The sequence below is a fragment of the Xanthomonas translucens pv. cerealis genome (assembly GCF_006838285.1).
In the GTDB taxonomy this organism is placed as follows: domain Bacteria; phylum Pseudomonadota; class Gammaproteobacteria; order Xanthomonadales; family Xanthomonadaceae; genus Xanthomonas_A; species Xanthomonas_A cerealis.
Genome location: NZ_CP038228.1, coordinates 1,041,707 through 1,059,041, shown reverse-complemented (window position 1 = coordinate 1,059,041; position 17,335 = coordinate 1,041,707). Strand labels below are relative to the sequence as shown.

The window sequence follows — 17,335 nt, the reverse complement described above, 5'->3', positions numbered from 1 at the left end:
TGCAGCGCGTTGATCCGTCCATCGTTGCTTCTGCTCGCGCTCGCGGCCGCACCGCCCGCGGCGGCCGCACCCGCCCCCACCATCGACCTGCCGGCGCTGCTCGAATGCCGCCAGGGCGTGGCCGACTTCGCCGCGCTGGGGCCGTTGCTGGCCGATCCGCTGAAAGCGGTGGCACAGGGCTGGCGGCCGCTGCCGCAATCCAACCTGTTCATGAGCGAATACGAACTGCTGCAGCCGATCCAGGTGTTCGGCCACAGCACCACGCGCATCGGCGTGGCCGGCGCCAGCGTGATGGCGATTCTGGACCTTGCCGATCCGCGCCCGCTGGCCAAGCAGTTGCAGCTGGAGGCGGCGGTGGATACACCGCAGAAAGCCATGTTCGGCCGCGAAGTGGTCAGCCGCGACGTGACCGACCCGAAGACCGGCGAACCGATGATCGAATCGATCATCCTCAGCCTGTCCACGGTGCAGTCGCATCCGGGCAAGACCCTGGCCGGATGCAGCTACAGCCTGGACCTGCCGGAGGATCCGTCCGCCGCGCCGGCGCCGGACCCGCTGCACGTGCCCGCCAGCGGCGGCTGAATCCGTCCCCACGCCCACCGCCGCGAGCGCCGCCGGCGTCGCGGCTCTGTTCCATTGGCCCTGCTAGACTTGCGCCCATCGCCCGGCAGACCGGGTGCCGTATCCACAGAACATGTCAGAAGACGACTCTAGTAGCTCCGCTCCGGAAACCCACGAAAAACGCCGCGGCTGGCTGGAACGGCTGAGTTCGGTCTTCTCCAGCGACCCGCACACCCGCGACGACCTGGTCGAGGTGCTGCGCGACGCCCAGCACGACGGGCTGATCGCCGCCGACACCTTGCGCATGATGGAAGGCGCGCTGTCGGTGTCCGAACTCACCGTCGGCGATGTGATGGTCTCGCGTTCGCAGATGGTGTCGCTGTCGGCCGAATCGCGCTTTCTCGACCTGATGCAGCAGGTGGTCGAATCCGGCCACTCGCGTTTCCCGGTGCACGGCGACAACAAGGACGACATCCTTGGCATCCTGCTGGCCAAGGACCTGCTGCGCGGCGTGGTCGCCGACCACGGTCCCGGCACGGTGCGCGAACTGCTGCGCCCGGCGGTGCTGATCCCCGAGTCGAAGAAGCTCAACGTGCTGCTCAAGGAGTTCCGGCTCTCGCGCAACCATATGGCGATCGTGGTGGACGAGTACGGCGGCGTCGCCGGGCTGGTCACCATCGAGGACGTGCTGGAGCAGATCGTCGGCGAGATCGACGACGAGCACGACGACGCCGAGGACGAAGCCTCGCTGATCGCCGCGCAGGCCGACGGCCAGTACGTGGTCGATGCGCTGACCCCGATCGAGGATTTCAACGAACGCTTCGGCGCCGACTTCTCCGACGACGACTACGACACCGTCGGCGGCCTGGTCACCGAGGCCATCGGCCACCTGCCGGAAACCGGCGAGGAGCTGACCCTGGGGCGCTTCGCGTTCCGCGTGGCGCGCGCCGACGCGCGCCGGGTGCAGGCCTTCCATGTCACCATCCTGCCGCCCGACCCGCAGGAAGACGCTTGATGGCGCGTGCGCTGTCGCGCGGGCCGGCACGCGGCTGGCCGCACTGGCTGCTGGGTACGCTGCTGACCGGCTGCGCGGCGCTGGCGTTCGCGCAGGCCGGCGCCGCGGACCTGGCCGCACCGCCCGCGCTGGCGCCCGCGGCCGCCGCGGCGCCCGTCGCCGGTCCGCCCGGCGGCGACGCGTCGGCACCGGCGCCACGCATCGGCGTGGCCACGATGCAGCCGGGCGAGGTGTTCTTCGAGCGCTTCGGCCACGATGCGATCGTGGTGATGGATCCGCGCAGCGGACAGGCTACGTCGTACAACTTCGGTTTCTTCGATCCCGGCGAACCGGACTTCGTGAGCCGCTTCGCCGCCGGCGACATGCGGTATTACCTGGTCGCGCTGCCGTTGCAGGAGGACATGGCGCAGTACCGCGACGCCGGCCGCGGCATGGACATCCAGTGGCTGGACATGGAACCGGCGCAGGCGCGCGCGCTGCAGCAGGCGCTGGCCTGGCGCGCGCGGCCGGAAAACGCGCGCTACCGCTACGACTACTACACCGCCAACTGCGCCACGATGGTCCGCGATGCGCTGGACCGGGCGCTGGGCGGCACGCTGCACGCGCAGCTGTCCGGGCGTTCTCGCGGCAACACCTACCGCAGCGAATCGGTGCGCCTGGCCTCGCCGGCGCCGTGGATGTGGCTGGGCTTCGACCTGGGCCTGGGGCCGTTCGCCGACAAGCCGCTGTCGCGCTGGGAAGAGGCGTTCGTGCCGATGCGCCTGGCCGAGAGCCTGGGCGAAGTGCGCAACCGCGCCGGGCGCCCGCTGGTACAGACGCGCCAGCGGGTGCTGCTGCAGCGGCTGGCGCCGGAACCGACCGAACAGGCGCGGCACTGGTGGCCATGGCTGCTGGCCGGGCTGCTGGTCGCCACCGGCGTGATCGCGCTGGCACGGCGGCCGCGCTGGCTGGCGGCGCTGGCGCTGCCGTTCTGGCTGCTGTGCGCGCTCGGCGGCGGCGTGCTGCTGTACCTGTGGGGCTGCAGCGACCACCGTGCGGCCTGGGCCAATCGCAACCTGCTGCTGCTCGACCCGCTGTGCCTGCTGCTGGTCGACGGCGCCATCGCGCAGCTGCGCGGCCGCCAGCCCGGACGCTGGTTCGGCATCGTGCTGTGGCTGGTGGTCGCCCTGGCCGGCGCGGCCTTACTGATCCATTGGCTGTCGATGCTGCAGCCGCAATTCAACCTGCAGTGGATCGCCCTGCTGCTGCCGGTGCACGCCGCACTGGCCTGGGCGTTCACCCGGCGCCGCTTGCAGCGCTGATCCCGCCCGCACACCATTGCTGCCCATGGCCTCCATCCCCGCAAATCCCGCCTGCGTCATCAACTGCGTGCACTACGACGGCCACGGCCGCCGCCACGACATCGCCCTGGAGCAGATCAGCGACGTGCTGGCCGGCGGCGACGGCTTCGTCTGGGTCGGCATGTACGAACCCGCCGACCATGTGCTGCAGCAGCTGCAGGACGAATTCCAGCTGCACGATCTGGCGATCGAGGACACGCGCAAGGCGCACCAGCGGCCCAAGGTCGAGGCCTACGGCAATTCGCTGTTCCTGGCCGTGCACACCGCGCAGGTGATCGACGAACGCATCGTCTACGGCGAGACCCACGCCTTCCTCGGCGCGCGCTTCCTGCTGACCGTGCGCCACGGCGCCTCGCTGCCGTACGCGCCGGTGCGCGAGCGGCTGGAGCGCGAGGCGGCGCTGATGCAGCTCGGCCCGTCCTACGCGCTGTACGCGGTGCTGGACTACATCGTGGACAACTACCAGCCGATCCTGGACGAATTCCGGCAAAGCCTGGAGCGCCTGGAGAAGGACATCTTCGCCGAGGCCTACCGGCGCGACACCGCGATCCGCCTGTACGAACTCAAGCGCGAGCTCAACCAGATGCGCCTGGGCGTGGCGCCGCTGCAGGACGTGCTATCCCACCTCAAGCGCAACCCCGGCCCGCTGATCCCCGACGAAGTGCGGCTCTACGTGCGCGACGTGCTCGACCACGCGGTGCGCACCAACGAAGCGATCGACACCTTGCGCGAGATGCTCGGCACCGCGCTGAGCGTGAACCTGTCGCTGGTGACCCTGGCCCAGGGCGAAACGGTCAAGCGCCTCGGCGCCTGGGCGGCGCTGCTGGCCGCACCGACCCTGATCACCAGCTGGTACGGCATGAATTTCAAGCAGATGCCGGAACTGGAATGGCCCTGGGCCTACCCGCTGATGGTCGGCGGCGTGGCCGCGGTGTGTCTGGGGCTGTATGTGGCGTTCAAGCGGGCCAGGTGGCTTTGAAGCCGGGACCGGGGACCCGGGACCCGGAAAAGCGGGGATTGCGATCGCTGAAACTCTGCGCGTAACGCGGTAGCCACCGGCTTTTGCCTTGGCTTTTGCCGTTCCGGGTCCCCGGTCCCGGCCTCACCCAACATACACCGACTTGATATTCATGAACTCATGAATCCCGTGCTCGGCCAGTTCGCGGCCGAAGCCGGAGCGCTTGATGCCGCCGAACGGCATGCGTACGTCGCTCTTGACGATGGCGTTGACGAAGGCCGCGCCGCACTGCAACTGGCGGGCGACGCGCTCGCCGCGAGCGCGGTCGGCGCTCCACACGCTGCCGCCCAGGCCGAAGCTGGTGTCGTTGGCCACGCGCACCGCCTCGGCCTCGTCGGCCACACGCAGGATCGCGGCGACCGGGCCGAACAGCTCTTCGTCGTAGGCCGGCATGCCAGGTACCACGTGGTCCAGGATCGAGGCCGGGTAGCCGGCGTGGGTGGACGTGTCGGGCGCGCCGCCGAGCAGCGGCGTGGCGCCCTTGGCGATGCTGGCCTGTACCTGCTTGTGCAGTTCGTCGCGCAGGTCCTGCCGCGCCATCGGCGCCAGCGTGGTCGCTGCGTCCTGCGGATCGCCGAGCCGGCGCTCGGCGGCCGCGGCCACGAAGCGGCGCACGAATTCGTCGGCGATGGCATCGACCACCACGAAGCGCTTGGCTGCGATGCAGGTCTGCCCGGCATTGTCGAAGCGCGACTTCACCGCCGCCGCCACCGTGAGTTCCAGATCGGCATCGTCCAGCACCACGAAAGCATCGCTGCCGCCGAGCTCCATCACGCATTTCTTCAGCTGGTCGCCGGCATTGGCGGCGATCGAGCGGCCGGCGCGCTCGCTTCCGGTCAGCGTCACCGCGGCGATGCGCGCGTCGCGCAGCACCGCGGCGGCCTGGTCGTTGTCGATGTGCAGCACGTCGAACACGCCGTCAGGCACGCCGGCGGCGGCCAGCGCGGCGTGGATCGCATCGGCGCAGCGCGGCACGTTGCTGGCGTGCTTGAGCAGCGCCACGTTGCCGGCCATCAGCGCCGGCGCCAGGAAGCGGAACACCTGCCACAGCGGGAAATTCCACGGCATCACCGCCAGCACGCAGCCCAGCGGCTCGTAGCGCACGTAGCTGCGCTGCGCATCGGTGGCGATCGGCTGCTCGCGCAGGTAGTCGGCCGCATGTTCGGCGTAGTAATCGCAGGCGTCGGCGCACTTGTCGATCTCGGCCAGCGCCTCATTGCGCAGCTTGCCCATCTCCGCGGTCATCAGCCGCTGGATCTGCTCGCGGCGCGCGCGCAATTGCACACCGACCTGCCGCAACAGCGCGCCGCGCTGCGCCAGCTGCGTTTGCGCCCACGCCGGGAATGCCTGCGCGGACGCAGCCAGGCGCTGCTCGATGGCGGCGGCATCCATCAGCTCCAGGCGGTAGTCGACCTGGCCGGTGGCGGGATTGACGGTGTCGTAAGGCATCGCGACGGACTCCTGGAAAAAGTTTGCCCAGCCTAGCGCCGCACAGGTTGCGGTGGCGTGGCGATGGCGCCGACGCGATGCACCACAGCGTTCCGCGGCGAGTGCAGTCCCTGTAGGAGCGGCTTCAGCCGCAACCGGCCTTACCGACAATACCTGTCGCGGCTGAAACCACTCGTACAGAAAAGCAGTGCCTCGCTAACCGCCCTGCTGCAGCGCCAGCTGGATGTCGCGCTGGCGGCGCTTCTCGCTGCGCGCCATCAGCCACCAGCCGACGAAGGCGGCGATCGACACCGCCAGCACCATCAGCGTGGCCAGCGCGTTGATCTTCGGCTTCAAGCCCATCCGCACCGAGGAAAACACCGTCATCGGCAGCGTGGTCGAGTTGGGTCCGGCCACGAAGTTGGCGATCACCACGTCGTCCAGCGACAGGGTGAAGGCCAGCAGCCAGCCCGACACCAGCGCCGGGGCGATGATCGGCAAGGTGATCAGGAAGAACACCTTGAGCCGGTTCGCGCCCAGGTCCATCGCCGCCTCTTCCAGCGAGCGGTCCAGTTCCTGCAGGCGCGAGGACACCACCACGGTGACGAAGGACAGGGTGAAGGTGACGTGCGCGCCCCAGATCGCGGTGACGCCCTTGGGCGGGATGCCGATCAGCCCGCCCATCGACACCAGCATCATCATGATCGACAGGCCGATGATCACTTCCGGCATCACCAGCGGCGCGGTCACCAGCGCGCCGAACAGGCTCTTGCTGGGGAAGCGGCGGAAACGGGTCATCACCATCGCCGCCAGCGTGCCGATCACCATCGATGCGGTCGCGGTCCAGAACGCCACCTTCAGGCTGATCCACGCCGCCTGCAGGATCTGCCGGTCGCGCAGCAGTTCGCCGTACCACTTGGTCGAGAACCCCGCCCACACCGTGGCCAGCTTGGAAGAATTGAACGAGTACACCATCAGCAGCAGGATCGGTAGGTACAGGAAGGCGAAGCCGCCGCCCAGCACCGCCCAGCGCAGCACCGGCCCGCCGCGCAGCGCGCTCATGCCAGGCCGCCGGCGAGCTGGCGCTGCTGGTAGCGGTTGAAGATCAGGATCGGCACCATCAGCAGCAACAGCATCGCGATCGCCACCGCCGAGGCCGCCGGCCAGTCGCGGTTGTTGAAGAACTCGCCCCATAGCACCCGGCCGATCATCAGCGTGTTCGGCCCGCCGAGCATTTCCGGGATCACGAATTCGCCCACCGCCGGGATCATCACCAGCATGCAGCCGGCGACGATGCCCGGGCGCGACATCGGCAAGGTGATGGTCGCGAACGCCTTCCATGGCCGCGCGCCCAGGTCGTAGGCGGCTTCCAGCAGGCGGTGGTCCTGCTTGACCAGCGTGGCGTACAGCGGCAGCACCATGAACGGCAGATAGCAGTAGACGATGCCGATGTAGGCGGCGATCGGGGTGTACAGGATGCGCAGCGGCTGCTCGATCAGGCCCAGCGCCAGCAGCGTGCGGTTGAGCACGCCGTTGCTGTCGAGGATGCCGATCCAGGCGTAGACGCGGATCAGGAACGAAGTCCACGACGGCAGCACCACCAGCATCATCGCGATGTTGCGCGCCGACGGCGACAGGCGCGCGATCACGTAGGCCATCGGATAGCCGATCAGCAAGGTCAACAGGGTGGAGATCCCGGCGATCTTGATCGAGCCCCAGTAGGCTTCGATGTACTGGTTGTCGCGCACCAGCGCCAGGTAGTTCTGCAGGGTGAACTTCAGCGTCAGCACGCCGTCCTTGTAGTCCACCAGCGCGCTGTACGGCGGGCTGCTGATCGCCTGTTCGGCGAAGGAGATGCGCAGCACGATCAGGAACGGGATCGCGAAGAACAGCAGCAACCACAGATACGGTGCGGCGATCACCAGCCAGCGCGCGCCGAGCAGGCGCCGCTGACGCAGGCGCTGCAGCAGCGTGCGCGGTGACGCCGCGGGTTGCGCGGCAGCAGATGCGGCGGCGACGGGCGCACTCATGCGGTCAGCACCACGCCGTCGGTGTCGCCCCACCACACCCACACCGCGTCGCCCCAGGTCAGGTTGTCGCTGGCCCAGCGCTGCCGGTTGGCGAAGTTGGCCATCAGCTTGACCCCGCTGGGCAGGCGCACGTGGTAGACCGAATGGCTGCCGAAGTAGGCGATGTCCTCGATCGTGCCCTGCGCCTTGTTGTGCGCCTGATCCGGCGCATCCTTGCCGATGCCCAGCTTCTCCGGGCGCACCGCGAACGACACCGGCTGCCCGCTGATGCCGGTGATGCCGTGACCGACGTAGATGCTGTCGGAGAACGCGCCGCTGCGCAGGGTCACGTAGTCCGGCAGGTCCTGGTCGATGACCGCCTCGATCAGATTGACCGAGCCGATGAACTCGGCGGCAAAGCGGTTGGCCGGCTGCTCGTAGATCTCGTCCGGGGTGCCGACCTGCTGGATCCAGCCGGCGTCCATCAGCGCGATGCGGGTGGCCATGGTCATCGCCTCCTCCTGGTCGTGGGTGACCATCACGCAGGTCACTCCGGAGGTTTCGATGATGCCGACCAGTTCCAGCTGCATCTGCGAGCGCAGCTTCTTGTCCAGCGCGCCCATCGGCTCGTCCAGCAGCAGCAGCTTCGGCCCCTTGGCCAGCGAGCGCGCCAAGGCCACGCGCTGCTGCTGGCCGCCGGAGAGCTGGTGCGGCTTGCGCTTGCCGAGCTTGCCCAGTTGCACCAGCTCCAGCATCTCGCCGACGCGCCTGGCGATGGCCGCGCGCGACAGCCCGTCCTGCTTCAGGCCGAAGGCGATGTTCTGCTCCACGGTCATGTGCGGGAACAGCGCGTAGGACTGGAACATCATGTTGAGCGGGCGCTCGTACGGCGGCAGATCGTCCAGCGGCTGGCCATCGAGCACGATGCGGCCGCGACTGGGTTGTTCGAACCCGCCCAGGCAGCGCAGCAGGGTGGACTTACCGCTGCCCGAGCCGCCGAGCAGGGCGAAGATCTCGCCCTGGCGGATATCTAGATCGACGTCGTCGAGCGCGACGAAGCCATCGAATTCCTTGCGCAAGCCGGCGATGGACAGGTAACCGCTGCCCTTTTCCGGCGGCGCCGCGGCGGCCGCGATCGCGGCCGGCGGAAGATCGGGTCTCGCTGCGCTCAACGCCATCTGTTGCTCCCCGTGGAAGACACCGCAGCGCGCGTTCGCCGATGCTGCCGGGATTACGCGGCCGATTCCCGTACGTTACGGCCCAGTGTAGCCGCGGCCGCCGCGTCGGCGATACCGCAGCGCAGGCGTTTATCGCGGCTGTGCCGGTGTCTGTGTCGGTGTCTGCGCTGGCGCCGCCGCCCAGCCCAGGCCCAGGCTCTTCTGCAGGGCCACGTAGCGCAGCAGCACCTGGGTGCGCGCCTGCACCGCGCTGTCCTGCGCCGAGGCCTGCTGGCGCTGCACGTCCAACGCATCGATCAGCGACGAGGCGCCGGCCGCGTAGCGCTGCTGCAGCAGCGCCGCGGAACGGTCGGCCGACGCTTCGGCCTTGGCCGCGGCCAAGGCCTGCTGGCGCGCGGCGCCGAACCGCGCCAGCGCGCTGTTGGCGTCCTGCAATGCCGCCAGCACGGTGCCTTCGTAGGCGGCCAGGCGTGCGTCGTTGCCGGCGCGCGCCTGCGCGACCTTGGCCTTGGTCGCACCGAAATCGAAGAGCGACCAGCGCAGGAACGGCGCCACTACGCTGTTGATCGCATCGCTGCCCAAGCCGCTCAGCGAGGTCGCGGCCATGCCGATGTTGCCGAGCAGGGTCACCTGCGGGAAGTACGCGCTCAGCGCCTGCCCGATCTGCGCCGAAGAAGACGCCAGCTGGCGTTCGGCGCGGCGCACGTCCGGGCGGCGGCGGATCAAGACACCCGCATCGTCCACCGGCACCACCGCCGGCAGCATCGGCAGCGGCCGGTCGGCGGCCAGCGCGGCGTCGAGCGCACCCGGCTCGCGGCCGATCATCAGCGCCAGTTGGTCCAGCGCCTCCTTCGCCTGTGCCTGCAGATCGGGCAACACCGCTTCCTGCTGCTGCAGCTGCGCCTGCGCGCGCTCCACCTGCAGGTCGGCGTCGGCGCCGCGCTCGCGGCGCTGCCGGGTCAATTGCAGGGTCTGCCGCGCCGCTTCCAGGTTGCGCTGGGCGATGGCCATGCGCTCGCGGGTGCCGCGATAACCCAGATAGGCCTGCCCCACTTCCGCGGCCAGCTGCACCTGGGTGTCGGCCAGCTCGGCCTCGTCGGCCTGCGCATCGGCCAGTGCGCCTTCGCTGGCGCGGCGGCGGCGGCCGAAGAAATCCAGTTCCCAGCTCGCATCGAAGCCGACGTTGTACAGCTGCGCATGCGGATCGATGGACAGTGGCTGGCCGCTGCCGGCGGCGACGCTGCCCAGGCCGTCGGCCAGCGCGTCCGGCGCCCTGGCGTTGAGGTAGGCGGCATTGGCGCCAACGCTTGGCAGCTGTTCGGCATGGCGCTGCTGCACCAGCGCGCGCGAGGCGCGCAGCTTGGCCTGCGCGGCGCGCAGGTTCGGGCTGTTCTGCAACGCCTGCTCGACCAGACCGTTCAATTGCGGATCCTGCAGCGCCTCCCACCAACGCTGCGGCGGCGCGGCCGGCACCACGCCGGCCGCCGCGGCGACCGCATCGGCGCGATGCAGTTGCGGCTGCGCCTGCGCCGCCGCGGCCACCGGCGGCGGCTTCACGTAATTCGGGCCGAGCACGCAGGCCGACAGCAGCAGCGGCAACGCGGCGGGGACGAGCACACGGGAAAAACGCTGAGCCATGGAATCCTCAATGCATCGCAAGCGGAGCGCCGCCCTTGGGCAGCGGTTTGAGCAGCAACCCCAGCGGAATCGTGCACACCACGATCACCCCGAAGATCCAGAACAGGTCGTTGTAGGTCATCACCAGCGCCTGCTGCTGCACCATGCGCGCCAGCTGCGCCACCGACTGCAGCGCCGCGCCGGCGCCGGAAGCGGACTGCAGCTGCGCCGCAAGGCCATGCAGGTAATCCTGCGCCAGCGGCGAATTGGCGCTGGTGCCGCTGCCGATCGTCTGCATGTGGAACACCATGCGCCGCTCCTGGAAGGTGGAGATCAGCGCCAGGCCGATCGAGCCGCCCATGTTGCGTGCGGCGTTGAACAGCCCGGAGGCGTCGCCGGCCAGTTCCGGCGGTACCGACGAGATGGCGGCCTGGTTCAACGACATCATCGCCAGCGCCAGGCCACAGCCCCGCAGCAACTGGCCGATCACGAAATGCATGCCGACCGAATCGGCGCTGAGGTTCATGTCGACGAAGCAGGCGCTGGCGAAGCAGCAGAGCCCACCGATCACCAGGATGCGCACATCCACGCGCATCAGCATCTTCGGCATCAACGGCATCAGCAGCACGGTGGGCACGCCGGAAAGCAGCACCACGTAGCCGGCCTGCTCGGCGTTGTAGCCGGAGATCGTGGCCAGGAATTGCGGGATCATGTACATGATCCCGAATAGGATCATGCCCACCGCGAGCATGATCACGAACACCGCGCCGAAACTGCGCTGCAGCAGGATCGACAGGCGGATCACCGGCTGCCGGCTGAGGAACTGCGAGGCGACCAGGGCGACCAAGCCGAGCAGCGAGAGCAGGCTCAACAGCACGATCTCGGAGGACTCGAACCAGCGTTCGCGCTGGCCTTCCTCCAGCACCACGGTCAGCGCGCCGAGTCCGGCGGTGAGCCCGAAGATGCCGAGCCAGTCGGCGTCGAGCAGCCCGCGCAGGCGCATGCGCTCGTGCGGCAGGCCGAGCAGCAGCAGCGCCACCAGCCCGGCGCAGATCGGCACGTTGATGAAGAACGCGTAGTGCCAGCTGACGTTCTCGGTCAGCCAGCCTCCGAGCAGCGGCCCGATCACCGGTCCCAGGATCACGGTCATGCCGAACAGCGCGGTACCCATGGGCTGCTGCGCCGGCGGCAGGCGCGTAGCGACGATGGTCAGCGCGGTGGGGATCAGCGCGCCGCCGGCGAAGCCCTGGCCGATGCGGCCCAGGATCATCATCGACAGGCTGTTGGACAGGCCGCAGACCACAGAGAAGAAGGTGAACAGCAGCGCGCAGATCAGCAGGAAGTTGCGCAATCCCAGGGTGCGCACGAACCAGCCAGTCAGCGGGATCATCACGATCTCGGCGACCAGGTAGGCGGTGGAGATCCAGGTGCCCTCGGTGCCGCTGGCGCCGACCTCGCCCTGGATGGTCGGCAAGGCGGCGTTGACGATGGAGATATCCAGCGTCGCCATGAACGAGCCGATGGTGCCGGCGGCCACCGCCAGCCACGCGCCGACATCGGCCTTCTGCTGTGCGCCGGCAACCGCCGCCGGCGCAGCGGCGGCTTCGTTCACGGCCTGCCCTCGTCCTGCTTGCCTTCTTGCTCGACCTGGTGCTTGGCGTCCTTGGCCGCGCGCGTATCCACGGTGACCGTCGCCGACATGCCCGGCACCAGCACCTTACGCGCCTCAGCGCCGGCCTTGAGCCGGATCCGCACCGGCACCCGCTGCACCACCTTGGTGAAGTTGCCGGTGGCGTTCTCCGGCGGTAGCAGCGCGAACTGCGAGCCGGTGCCGGGCGCGATGCTTTCGACCACGCCGTCCAGTTCGACGCCCGACAGCGCATCGACCTCGATCCGCGCCGGCTGCCCGGGCCGCATCAGCCCGACCTGGGTTTCCTTGAAATTGGCGCTGAGGTACAGCGCATCGACCGGCACCACGCTCATCAGCCGGGTGCCGGCGGCGACGAACTGGCCGACCTGCACGGTCTTGTCGCCGATGCGGCCGTCGATGCGCGCGGTCAGCCGCGTGTCCTCCATCGCCACCTGCGCCTGGTCGGCTTCGGCCTGCGCCTGCTGCAGCCCGGCGCGGGCCTGGTCCAGCTGCGCGCCCGCGCCCTGCACCTGGCTCTCGGCGGCGGCGACCTGGGCCTTGGCCGCGTCGTACTGGGCCTGCGCGCGGTCGCGGTCGTGGACGATGCTCTCGTCGTGCTCGTGGGTATCGGCGCCGGACGCGGCCAGCGGCGCGAAGCGCTTGGCCTCGGCCTGGGCGAAGCGCAGGCTGGCCGCGGCCGCGGTGACCTGGGTGCGCGCCTGCAACAGGGTCGCGCGTTGCGCCTGCAGGCCGGCCTCGGCGGCGGCGATATCGGCCTGGCGTACCGCGACCACCGCCTGCGCCTGCTGCTGGGTGGCGCGGTAGCTGCGCGCGTCGATTTGCAGAAGCGGCTGCCCGGCCTTGACCGTCTGGTTGTCGCCGACAAATACGCCGGTCACGTAGCCGTTGACCCGCGGCGCCACCGCCACCGCATCGGCCTGCAGATAGGCATTGTTGGTTTCCTGCAGGTAGCGGCCGGTGGTCAGGTAATAGACCAGCCACGCCACCAGTGCGATCAGCACGACCAGGCCGATCAGCAGCAGCGTCCATTTCACCTTGGGATTCTTCAGCGACGACGGCTTGTCGGGCTGCCTGGCCTCGTCCTGGGCCGGCGCGCCACGCGCTTCGTCCGAAGTGACCTGCCGTTGCGTCTGCGTGGGATCTGGGTCGTGGGTGCTCAAAGTCGCAGGTTCCTGGGTGTGGGGACCATCCTCGCCGGTGCGCTTGACGGTGCAGGGACAGCGATGCACTGCCGGGCGACGCGCCCACCAGACGGGGGCGTACGGCAAACTTTACAAGTCTCTGTACCGGCGGGTTCAGATTGCGTGAATGCGGCTGGCGATGGCGTTCAGGCGCCCTGCTGCGGCGTCCTCATCCGATGCTTGTCCACCGCAGCCATGGCCGATGGTGTGCGGTCAGGCGCATCGAGTGCAGCGAGTTGCTCAGGAGTGCAGCGAGTTGCTCAGGCTTGCCGCGTGCGCCGTACCCTCACCCCAACCCCTCTCCCGACGGGAGAGGGGCTCACGTGCTGCGATGCCGCTCAGCGCCCCGTCTTCAGTTCGGTCCACAGCCGCGTGTACTGGCGGTCCACTTCCGGCGGCATCACCGCCAGCGCGAACAGCTTGGCCTGCACTTGCGCCGGCGGGTAGATGGTGCGGTCGCCGCTGATCGCCGCATCGATCAGCGGCAGCGACTTGGGCACCGCGTTCGGATAGCTGACGAAGTTGGTATTGGCCGCGGCCACTTCCGGCGTGAGCAGGTAGTTGATGAACTGGTAGGCGTTCTCCGGATGCTTGGCGTCCTTGGGAATGGCCAGCATGTCGAAGAACTGCAGCGCGCCTTCCTTCGGAATCGAATAGGCGATGTGCACGCCGTTCTTGGCCTGCTCGGCACGGTCGCGCGCCTGCAAGATGTCGCCGGACCAGCCCACCACCAGGCAAGTGCTGCCCTTGGCCAGCGCGTCGATGTACTGCGAAGAATGGAAGTTCTGGATGTAGGGGCGGATTTCCTTGAGCTTGGCCGCCGCCTTCTCGATCACCTTCGGGTCGGTGCTGTTCGGGTCTTCGCCCAGGTAGTGCAGCACCGTCGGCACGATCTCCGAGGCGGTGTCGAGGAAGGTCACCCCGCAGCCCTTGAGCTTGGCCAGGTTCTCCGGCTTGAACACCAGGTCCCAACTGGCGACCACGTCGGTGCTGCCGAACGCGGCCTGGATCTTGTCGACGTTGTAGCCGATGCCGGTGGTGCCCCACAGGTACGGCACCGCGTAGCTGTTGCCCGGGTCCTGCTGGGCGATGCGCTGCATCATCGCCGGGTCCAGATTGGCCAGGTTGGGGATCTTGCGCTTGTCCAGCGGCAGGAACACGCCGGCCTGGATCTGCCGGCCGAGGAAACTCAGCGACGGCACCACCACGTCATAGCCGCTGCCGCCGGCCAGCAGCTTGGCTTCCAGCACCTCATTGCTGTCGAACACGTCGTAGGTGACGTGGACACCGCTATGCCGCTCGAAGCCGGGCACGGTGTCTTCGGCGATGTAGTCCGACCAGTTGTAGACGTTCAACTGCTTCGCTTCGCCGGCGCCGGCCGCCGCCGCCGCGCCATCCCCCTGGCCCGATCCGCCGCAGCCGGCCAGGCCCAGCACCACCACCATCCCCGCTATCGCGCGCCGCTTCATCGTCGTCTCCATGCCGCCCCTGCGGGCAGCGGTTGGCGGGACGCGGCGCTGGCGCGCGTCCCGGTGGTCCTCCCCTTAGGCGGCCGCGCGCGGCGCGGCCGTACTGCGTGCAGGCGCCGCGCCGAAGCGCCGCGCCATGGACCACGGACGCGACCGGCTCAGCGGCCGGTCTTGATCTCCGTCCACAGGCGGGTGTACAGCTTGTCGACCTCGGGCGGGTTGATCGAATAGGTGAACATCTTCGCCGCCACCTCCGGCGGCGGGTAGATGGTCGGGTCGTTGCGGATCGCCGCATCCACCAGCGGCGTCGCTTTCGGCACCGGATTGGCGTAGTGGATGAAGTTGCTATTGGCCGCGGCCACCTCCGGCGTCAGCAGGTAGTTGATGAACTTATAGGCGTTCTGCGGATGCTTGGCATCCTTCGGGATCGCCAGCATGTCGAACCACTGCGGCGCGCCTTCTCTGGGAATCGAATAGGCCACGTGCACGCCGTTCTTGGCTTCCTCGGCACGGTCGCGCGCCTGGATGATGTCGCCCGACCAGCCCACCGCCAGGCAGGTGCTGCCGTTGGCCAGCGAGGTCACGTATTGCGAGGAATGGAAGTTCTGCACGTACGGGCGGATGCGTTTGATCAGCGCCGCGGCCTGCTGGATCTTGGCGGTATCGGTGGTGTGCGGATCCTCGCCCTGGTAGTGCAACGCGATCGGGATCAGGTCCGACGGCGTGTCCAGGATGGTGACGCCGCAGTCCTTGAGCTTGGCGATATTCTCCGGCTTGAACACCAGGTCCCAGCTGTTGGCGATGTCGGTGCTGCCGAACGCGGCCTTGACCTTGTCCACGTTGTAGCCGATGCCGGTGGTGCCGACCATGTACGGCACGCCGTACTTGTTACCCGGATCCTGCTGCGCGATGCGCCGCATGATTTCCGGATCCAGGTTGGCCAGGTTCGGGATCTGGCGCTTGTCCAGCGGCAGGAACACCCCGGCCTGGATCTGCCGGCCGAAGAAGTTCAGCGTCGGCACCACCACGTCGTAGCCGCTGCCGCCGGCCAGCAACTTGGTCTCGACCATCTCGTCGCTGTCGAACACGTCGTAGGTGACAGTGACCCCGCTGGCCTTCTCGAACGTGGGCACGGTGTTCTCGGCGATGTAGTCCGAATAGTTGTACACGTTGAGGACATGGTCCTCGCCCGCCGCGGGCTTGCCGCCCTCGCCGCCAGCGGAACCGCCGCAGGAGGCGAGCAGCGCCGCAGAGAGGGAAAGGGTGAGCAGTCGCAGCTTCATTGCAGGTCTCCGCAGGTCCATGGGGAAGATCGGAAGATACATGCCGCGGCGTCGCGCGGCCGACGCGAGACTACCCATCCAGACTAACCAGCGCCGGGCTATTTGCCCAGCGCCTGCGCGGTGTCCTGCAGCGCCAGCCAGGCCTTGTCGAACAACTCGTCGACCTGGGCGCGGCTCAGGATCAACGGCGGCGACAGCAGCATCGCATCGTTGGTCGCGCGCAGGATCAGGCCGCGGCGCAGCGCATGGTCGCGGCACAGCGCGCCGACCTTGCCGCGGTCGGGGAAATACTGCCGACGCGGCTTGTCCGGCACCAGTTCCAGCGCGCCGATCATGCCGACGATGCGCGCCTGCCCGACCAGCCGGTGCTCGCCCAGTTCGGCCCAGCGCTGCGCCAGGTACGGCGCGATCTCGCGGCGCGCGCGTTCGACGATACCCTCGTCCTGCAGCAGGCGCAGGTTCTCCAGCGCCACCGCCGCGCACACCGGATGCCCCGAATAGGTGCAACCGTGCGCCAGCTCGCCGCCCTGCTCCTTCAGCACCGTGGCCACGCGCTTGCCGAACATCGCCGCGCCGAGCGGGATATAGCCGGAGGTGATGCCCTTGGCGATAGTCATCACGTCCGGCTGGAAACCGAAGTGCTGCGCGCCGAACCATTCGCCGGTGCGGCCGAAACCGCAGATCACTTCGTCGGCGACCAGCAGCACGTCGTAGCGGCGGCAGATGCGCTCGATCTCCGGCCAGTAGCTGCGCGGCGGGATGTACACGCCGATGGCGCCCATGATCGGCTCACCGATGAACGCGGCCACGCGCTGCGGCCCCAGTTCCAGGATCTTGTCCTCGAGCCGGCGCGCGGCCAGCAGGCCGTATGCCTCCGGGTCCAGGTCGCCGCCGTCGCCGAACGGGTATGGCGGGTCGATATGGTGGATGTCGGGGATCGGCAGCCCGCCCTGGCGGTGCATCCCCTTCATCCCGCCGAGGCTGGCGCCGGCCATGGTGGTGCCGTGGTAGCCGTCGTGGCGGCCAATGAAGATGTTCTTCTGCGGCTGGTCCTGCACCGCCCAGAAGTGCCGCACCAGGCGCAGGATGGTGTCGTTGGCCTCGGAGCCGGAATTGGTGAAGAAGGCATGGTCGAGATCGCCGGGGGTGAGTTCGGCGAGTTTGGCGGCGAGGCGGATGGTCGGCTCGGTGGTGCACTGGAAGAAGCTGTTGTAGTACGCCAGCTGTTCCATCTGCCGCGCGGCGGCCTGGCCGAGTTCCTTGCGCCCGTAGCCGAGGTTGACGCACCACAGCCCGGCGAAGGCGTCGAGCAGCTTGTTGCCGTCGGCATCCCAGACGTAGGCGCCGTCGCCGCGGGTCAAAATGCGCGTGCCCTTTTCGGCCAACGCGGCGTTGTCGTTGAACGGGTGCAGGTGATGCGCCGCATCCAGCTCCTGCAGGGCCCGCGTCTCTATCCGATCCATGTTCACTCCATGCTGGTTGCTGTGCCTGTTGCTGCCGCTGTTGTTTTGGCCGTTGCTGCTGCTTTCGCTTTCGCAGTGGCTCTTTGCCGTTGCTTTGGCCGTTGCCGTTGCCGTTGCTTTTG

The 17,335-nt window shown here is 68.6% G+C and carries 14 protein-coding genes; 4 read left to right on the top strand and 10 right to left on the bottom strand.

Annotated elements, in window-relative coordinates; all coding sequences use genetic code 11:
* Positions 1-9 precede the first annotated feature (9 nt).
* The 4 genes from E4A48_RS04645 (at position 10) to E4A48_RS04630 (ending at position 3,895) form a co-directional block, all read left to right on the top strand.
* Complete coding sequence (locus E4A48_RS04645) at positions 10-582, top strand: hypothetical protein (protein ID WP_039005239.1); 573 nt, start codon at positions 10-12, stop codon at positions 580-582.
* Between the two features lie 112 nt (positions 583-694).
* Positions 695-1,576, top strand: coding sequence for an HlyC/CorC family transporter (locus E4A48_RS04640; RefSeq protein ID WP_039005240.1), 882 nt, complete (start codon positions 695-697; stop codon positions 1,574-1,576).
* Entirely contained in the window at positions 1,576-2,877 is a 1,302-nt protein-coding gene (locus E4A48_RS04635; RefSeq protein WP_409976359.1) for a lipoprotein N-acyltransferase Lnb domain-containing protein, read from the top strand. Before E4A48_RS04640 ends, E4A48_RS04635 begins: the two co-directional genes overlap by 1 nt.
* Positions 2,878-2,902: 25 nt before the next feature.
* The gene (locus tag E4A48_RS04630; RefSeq protein ID WP_039005242.1) at positions 2,903-3,895 is read left to right on the top strand and encodes a magnesium and cobalt transport protein CorA; all 993 of its coding nucleotides are present in this window, start codon (positions 2,903-2,905) and stop codon (positions 3,893-3,895) included.
* A gap of 123 nt (positions 3,896-4,018) precedes the next feature.
* Here the strand turns inward: E4A48_RS04630 and E4A48_RS04625 are convergent, their stop codons facing one another.
* The 10 genes from E4A48_RS04625 to E4A48_RS04580 all read right to left on the bottom strand — a co-directional run bounded on the left by E4A48_RS04625 (position 4,019) and on the right by E4A48_RS04580 (position 17,213).
* A complete protein-coding gene (locus tag E4A48_RS04625) occupies positions 4,019-5,383 on the bottom strand; it encodes an NAD-dependent succinate-semialdehyde dehydrogenase (RefSeq protein ID WP_058196981.1) in 1,365 nt (454 codons plus the stop codon).
* 195 nt (positions 5,384-5,578) lie between these two features.
* A complete protein-coding gene (locus tag E4A48_RS04620) occupies positions 5,579-6,424 on the bottom strand; it encodes an ABC transporter permease subunit (RefSeq protein ID WP_142741956.1) in 846 nt (281 codons plus the stop codon).
* On the bottom strand, positions 6,421-7,392 hold the full coding sequence (locus E4A48_RS04615; protein WP_003471206.1) for an ABC transporter permease subunit: 972 nt from the start codon (positions 7,390-7,392) through the stop codon (positions 6,421-6,423). Before E4A48_RS04615 ends, E4A48_RS04620 begins: the two co-directional genes overlap by 4 nt.
* Positions 7,389-8,549: an ABC transporter ATP-binding protein gene (locus E4A48_RS04610; RefSeq protein WP_003471208.1), complete on the bottom strand. Its 1,161-nt coding sequence runs from the start codon at positions 8,547-8,549 to the stop codon at positions 7,389-7,391. Before E4A48_RS04610 ends, E4A48_RS04615 begins: the two co-directional genes overlap by 4 nt.
* 129 nt (positions 8,550-8,678) lie before the next feature.
* Complete coding sequence (locus tag E4A48_RS04605) at positions 8,679-10,187, bottom strand: efflux transporter outer membrane subunit (RefSeq protein ID WP_142741955.1); 1,509 nt, start codon at positions 10,185-10,187, stop codon at positions 8,679-8,681.
* A 7-nt stretch (positions 10,188-10,194) separates the two neighbouring features.
* Complete coding sequence (locus E4A48_RS04600) at positions 10,195-11,778, bottom strand: MDR family MFS transporter (protein ID WP_142741954.1); 1,584 nt, start codon at positions 11,776-11,778, stop codon at positions 10,195-10,197.
* Complete coding sequence (locus E4A48_RS04595) at positions 11,775-12,977, bottom strand: HlyD family secretion protein (protein ID WP_039005248.1); 1,203 nt, start codon at positions 12,975-12,977, stop codon at positions 11,775-11,777. The genes E4A48_RS04600 and E4A48_RS04595 overlap by 4 nt, the downstream gene beginning before the upstream one ends.
* Positions 12,978-13,336: 359 nt before the next feature.
* A complete protein-coding gene (locus E4A48_RS04590; RefSeq protein WP_142741953.1) occupies positions 13,337-14,467 on the bottom strand; it encodes an extracellular solute-binding protein in 1,131 nt (376 codons plus the stop codon).
* 158 nt (positions 14,468-14,625) lie between these two features.
* The gene (locus E4A48_RS04585) at positions 14,626-15,750 is read right to left on the bottom strand and encodes a polyamine ABC transporter substrate-binding protein (RefSeq protein ID WP_058196984.1); all 1,125 of its coding nucleotides are present in this window, start codon (positions 15,748-15,750) and stop codon (positions 14,626-14,628) included.
* A gap of 98 nt (positions 15,751-15,848) precedes the next feature.
* Entirely contained in the window at positions 15,849-17,213 is a 1,365-nt protein-coding gene (locus E4A48_RS04580; RefSeq protein WP_039005252.1) for an aspartate aminotransferase family protein, read from the bottom strand.
* Positions 17,214-17,335: the final 122 nt, after the last annotated feature.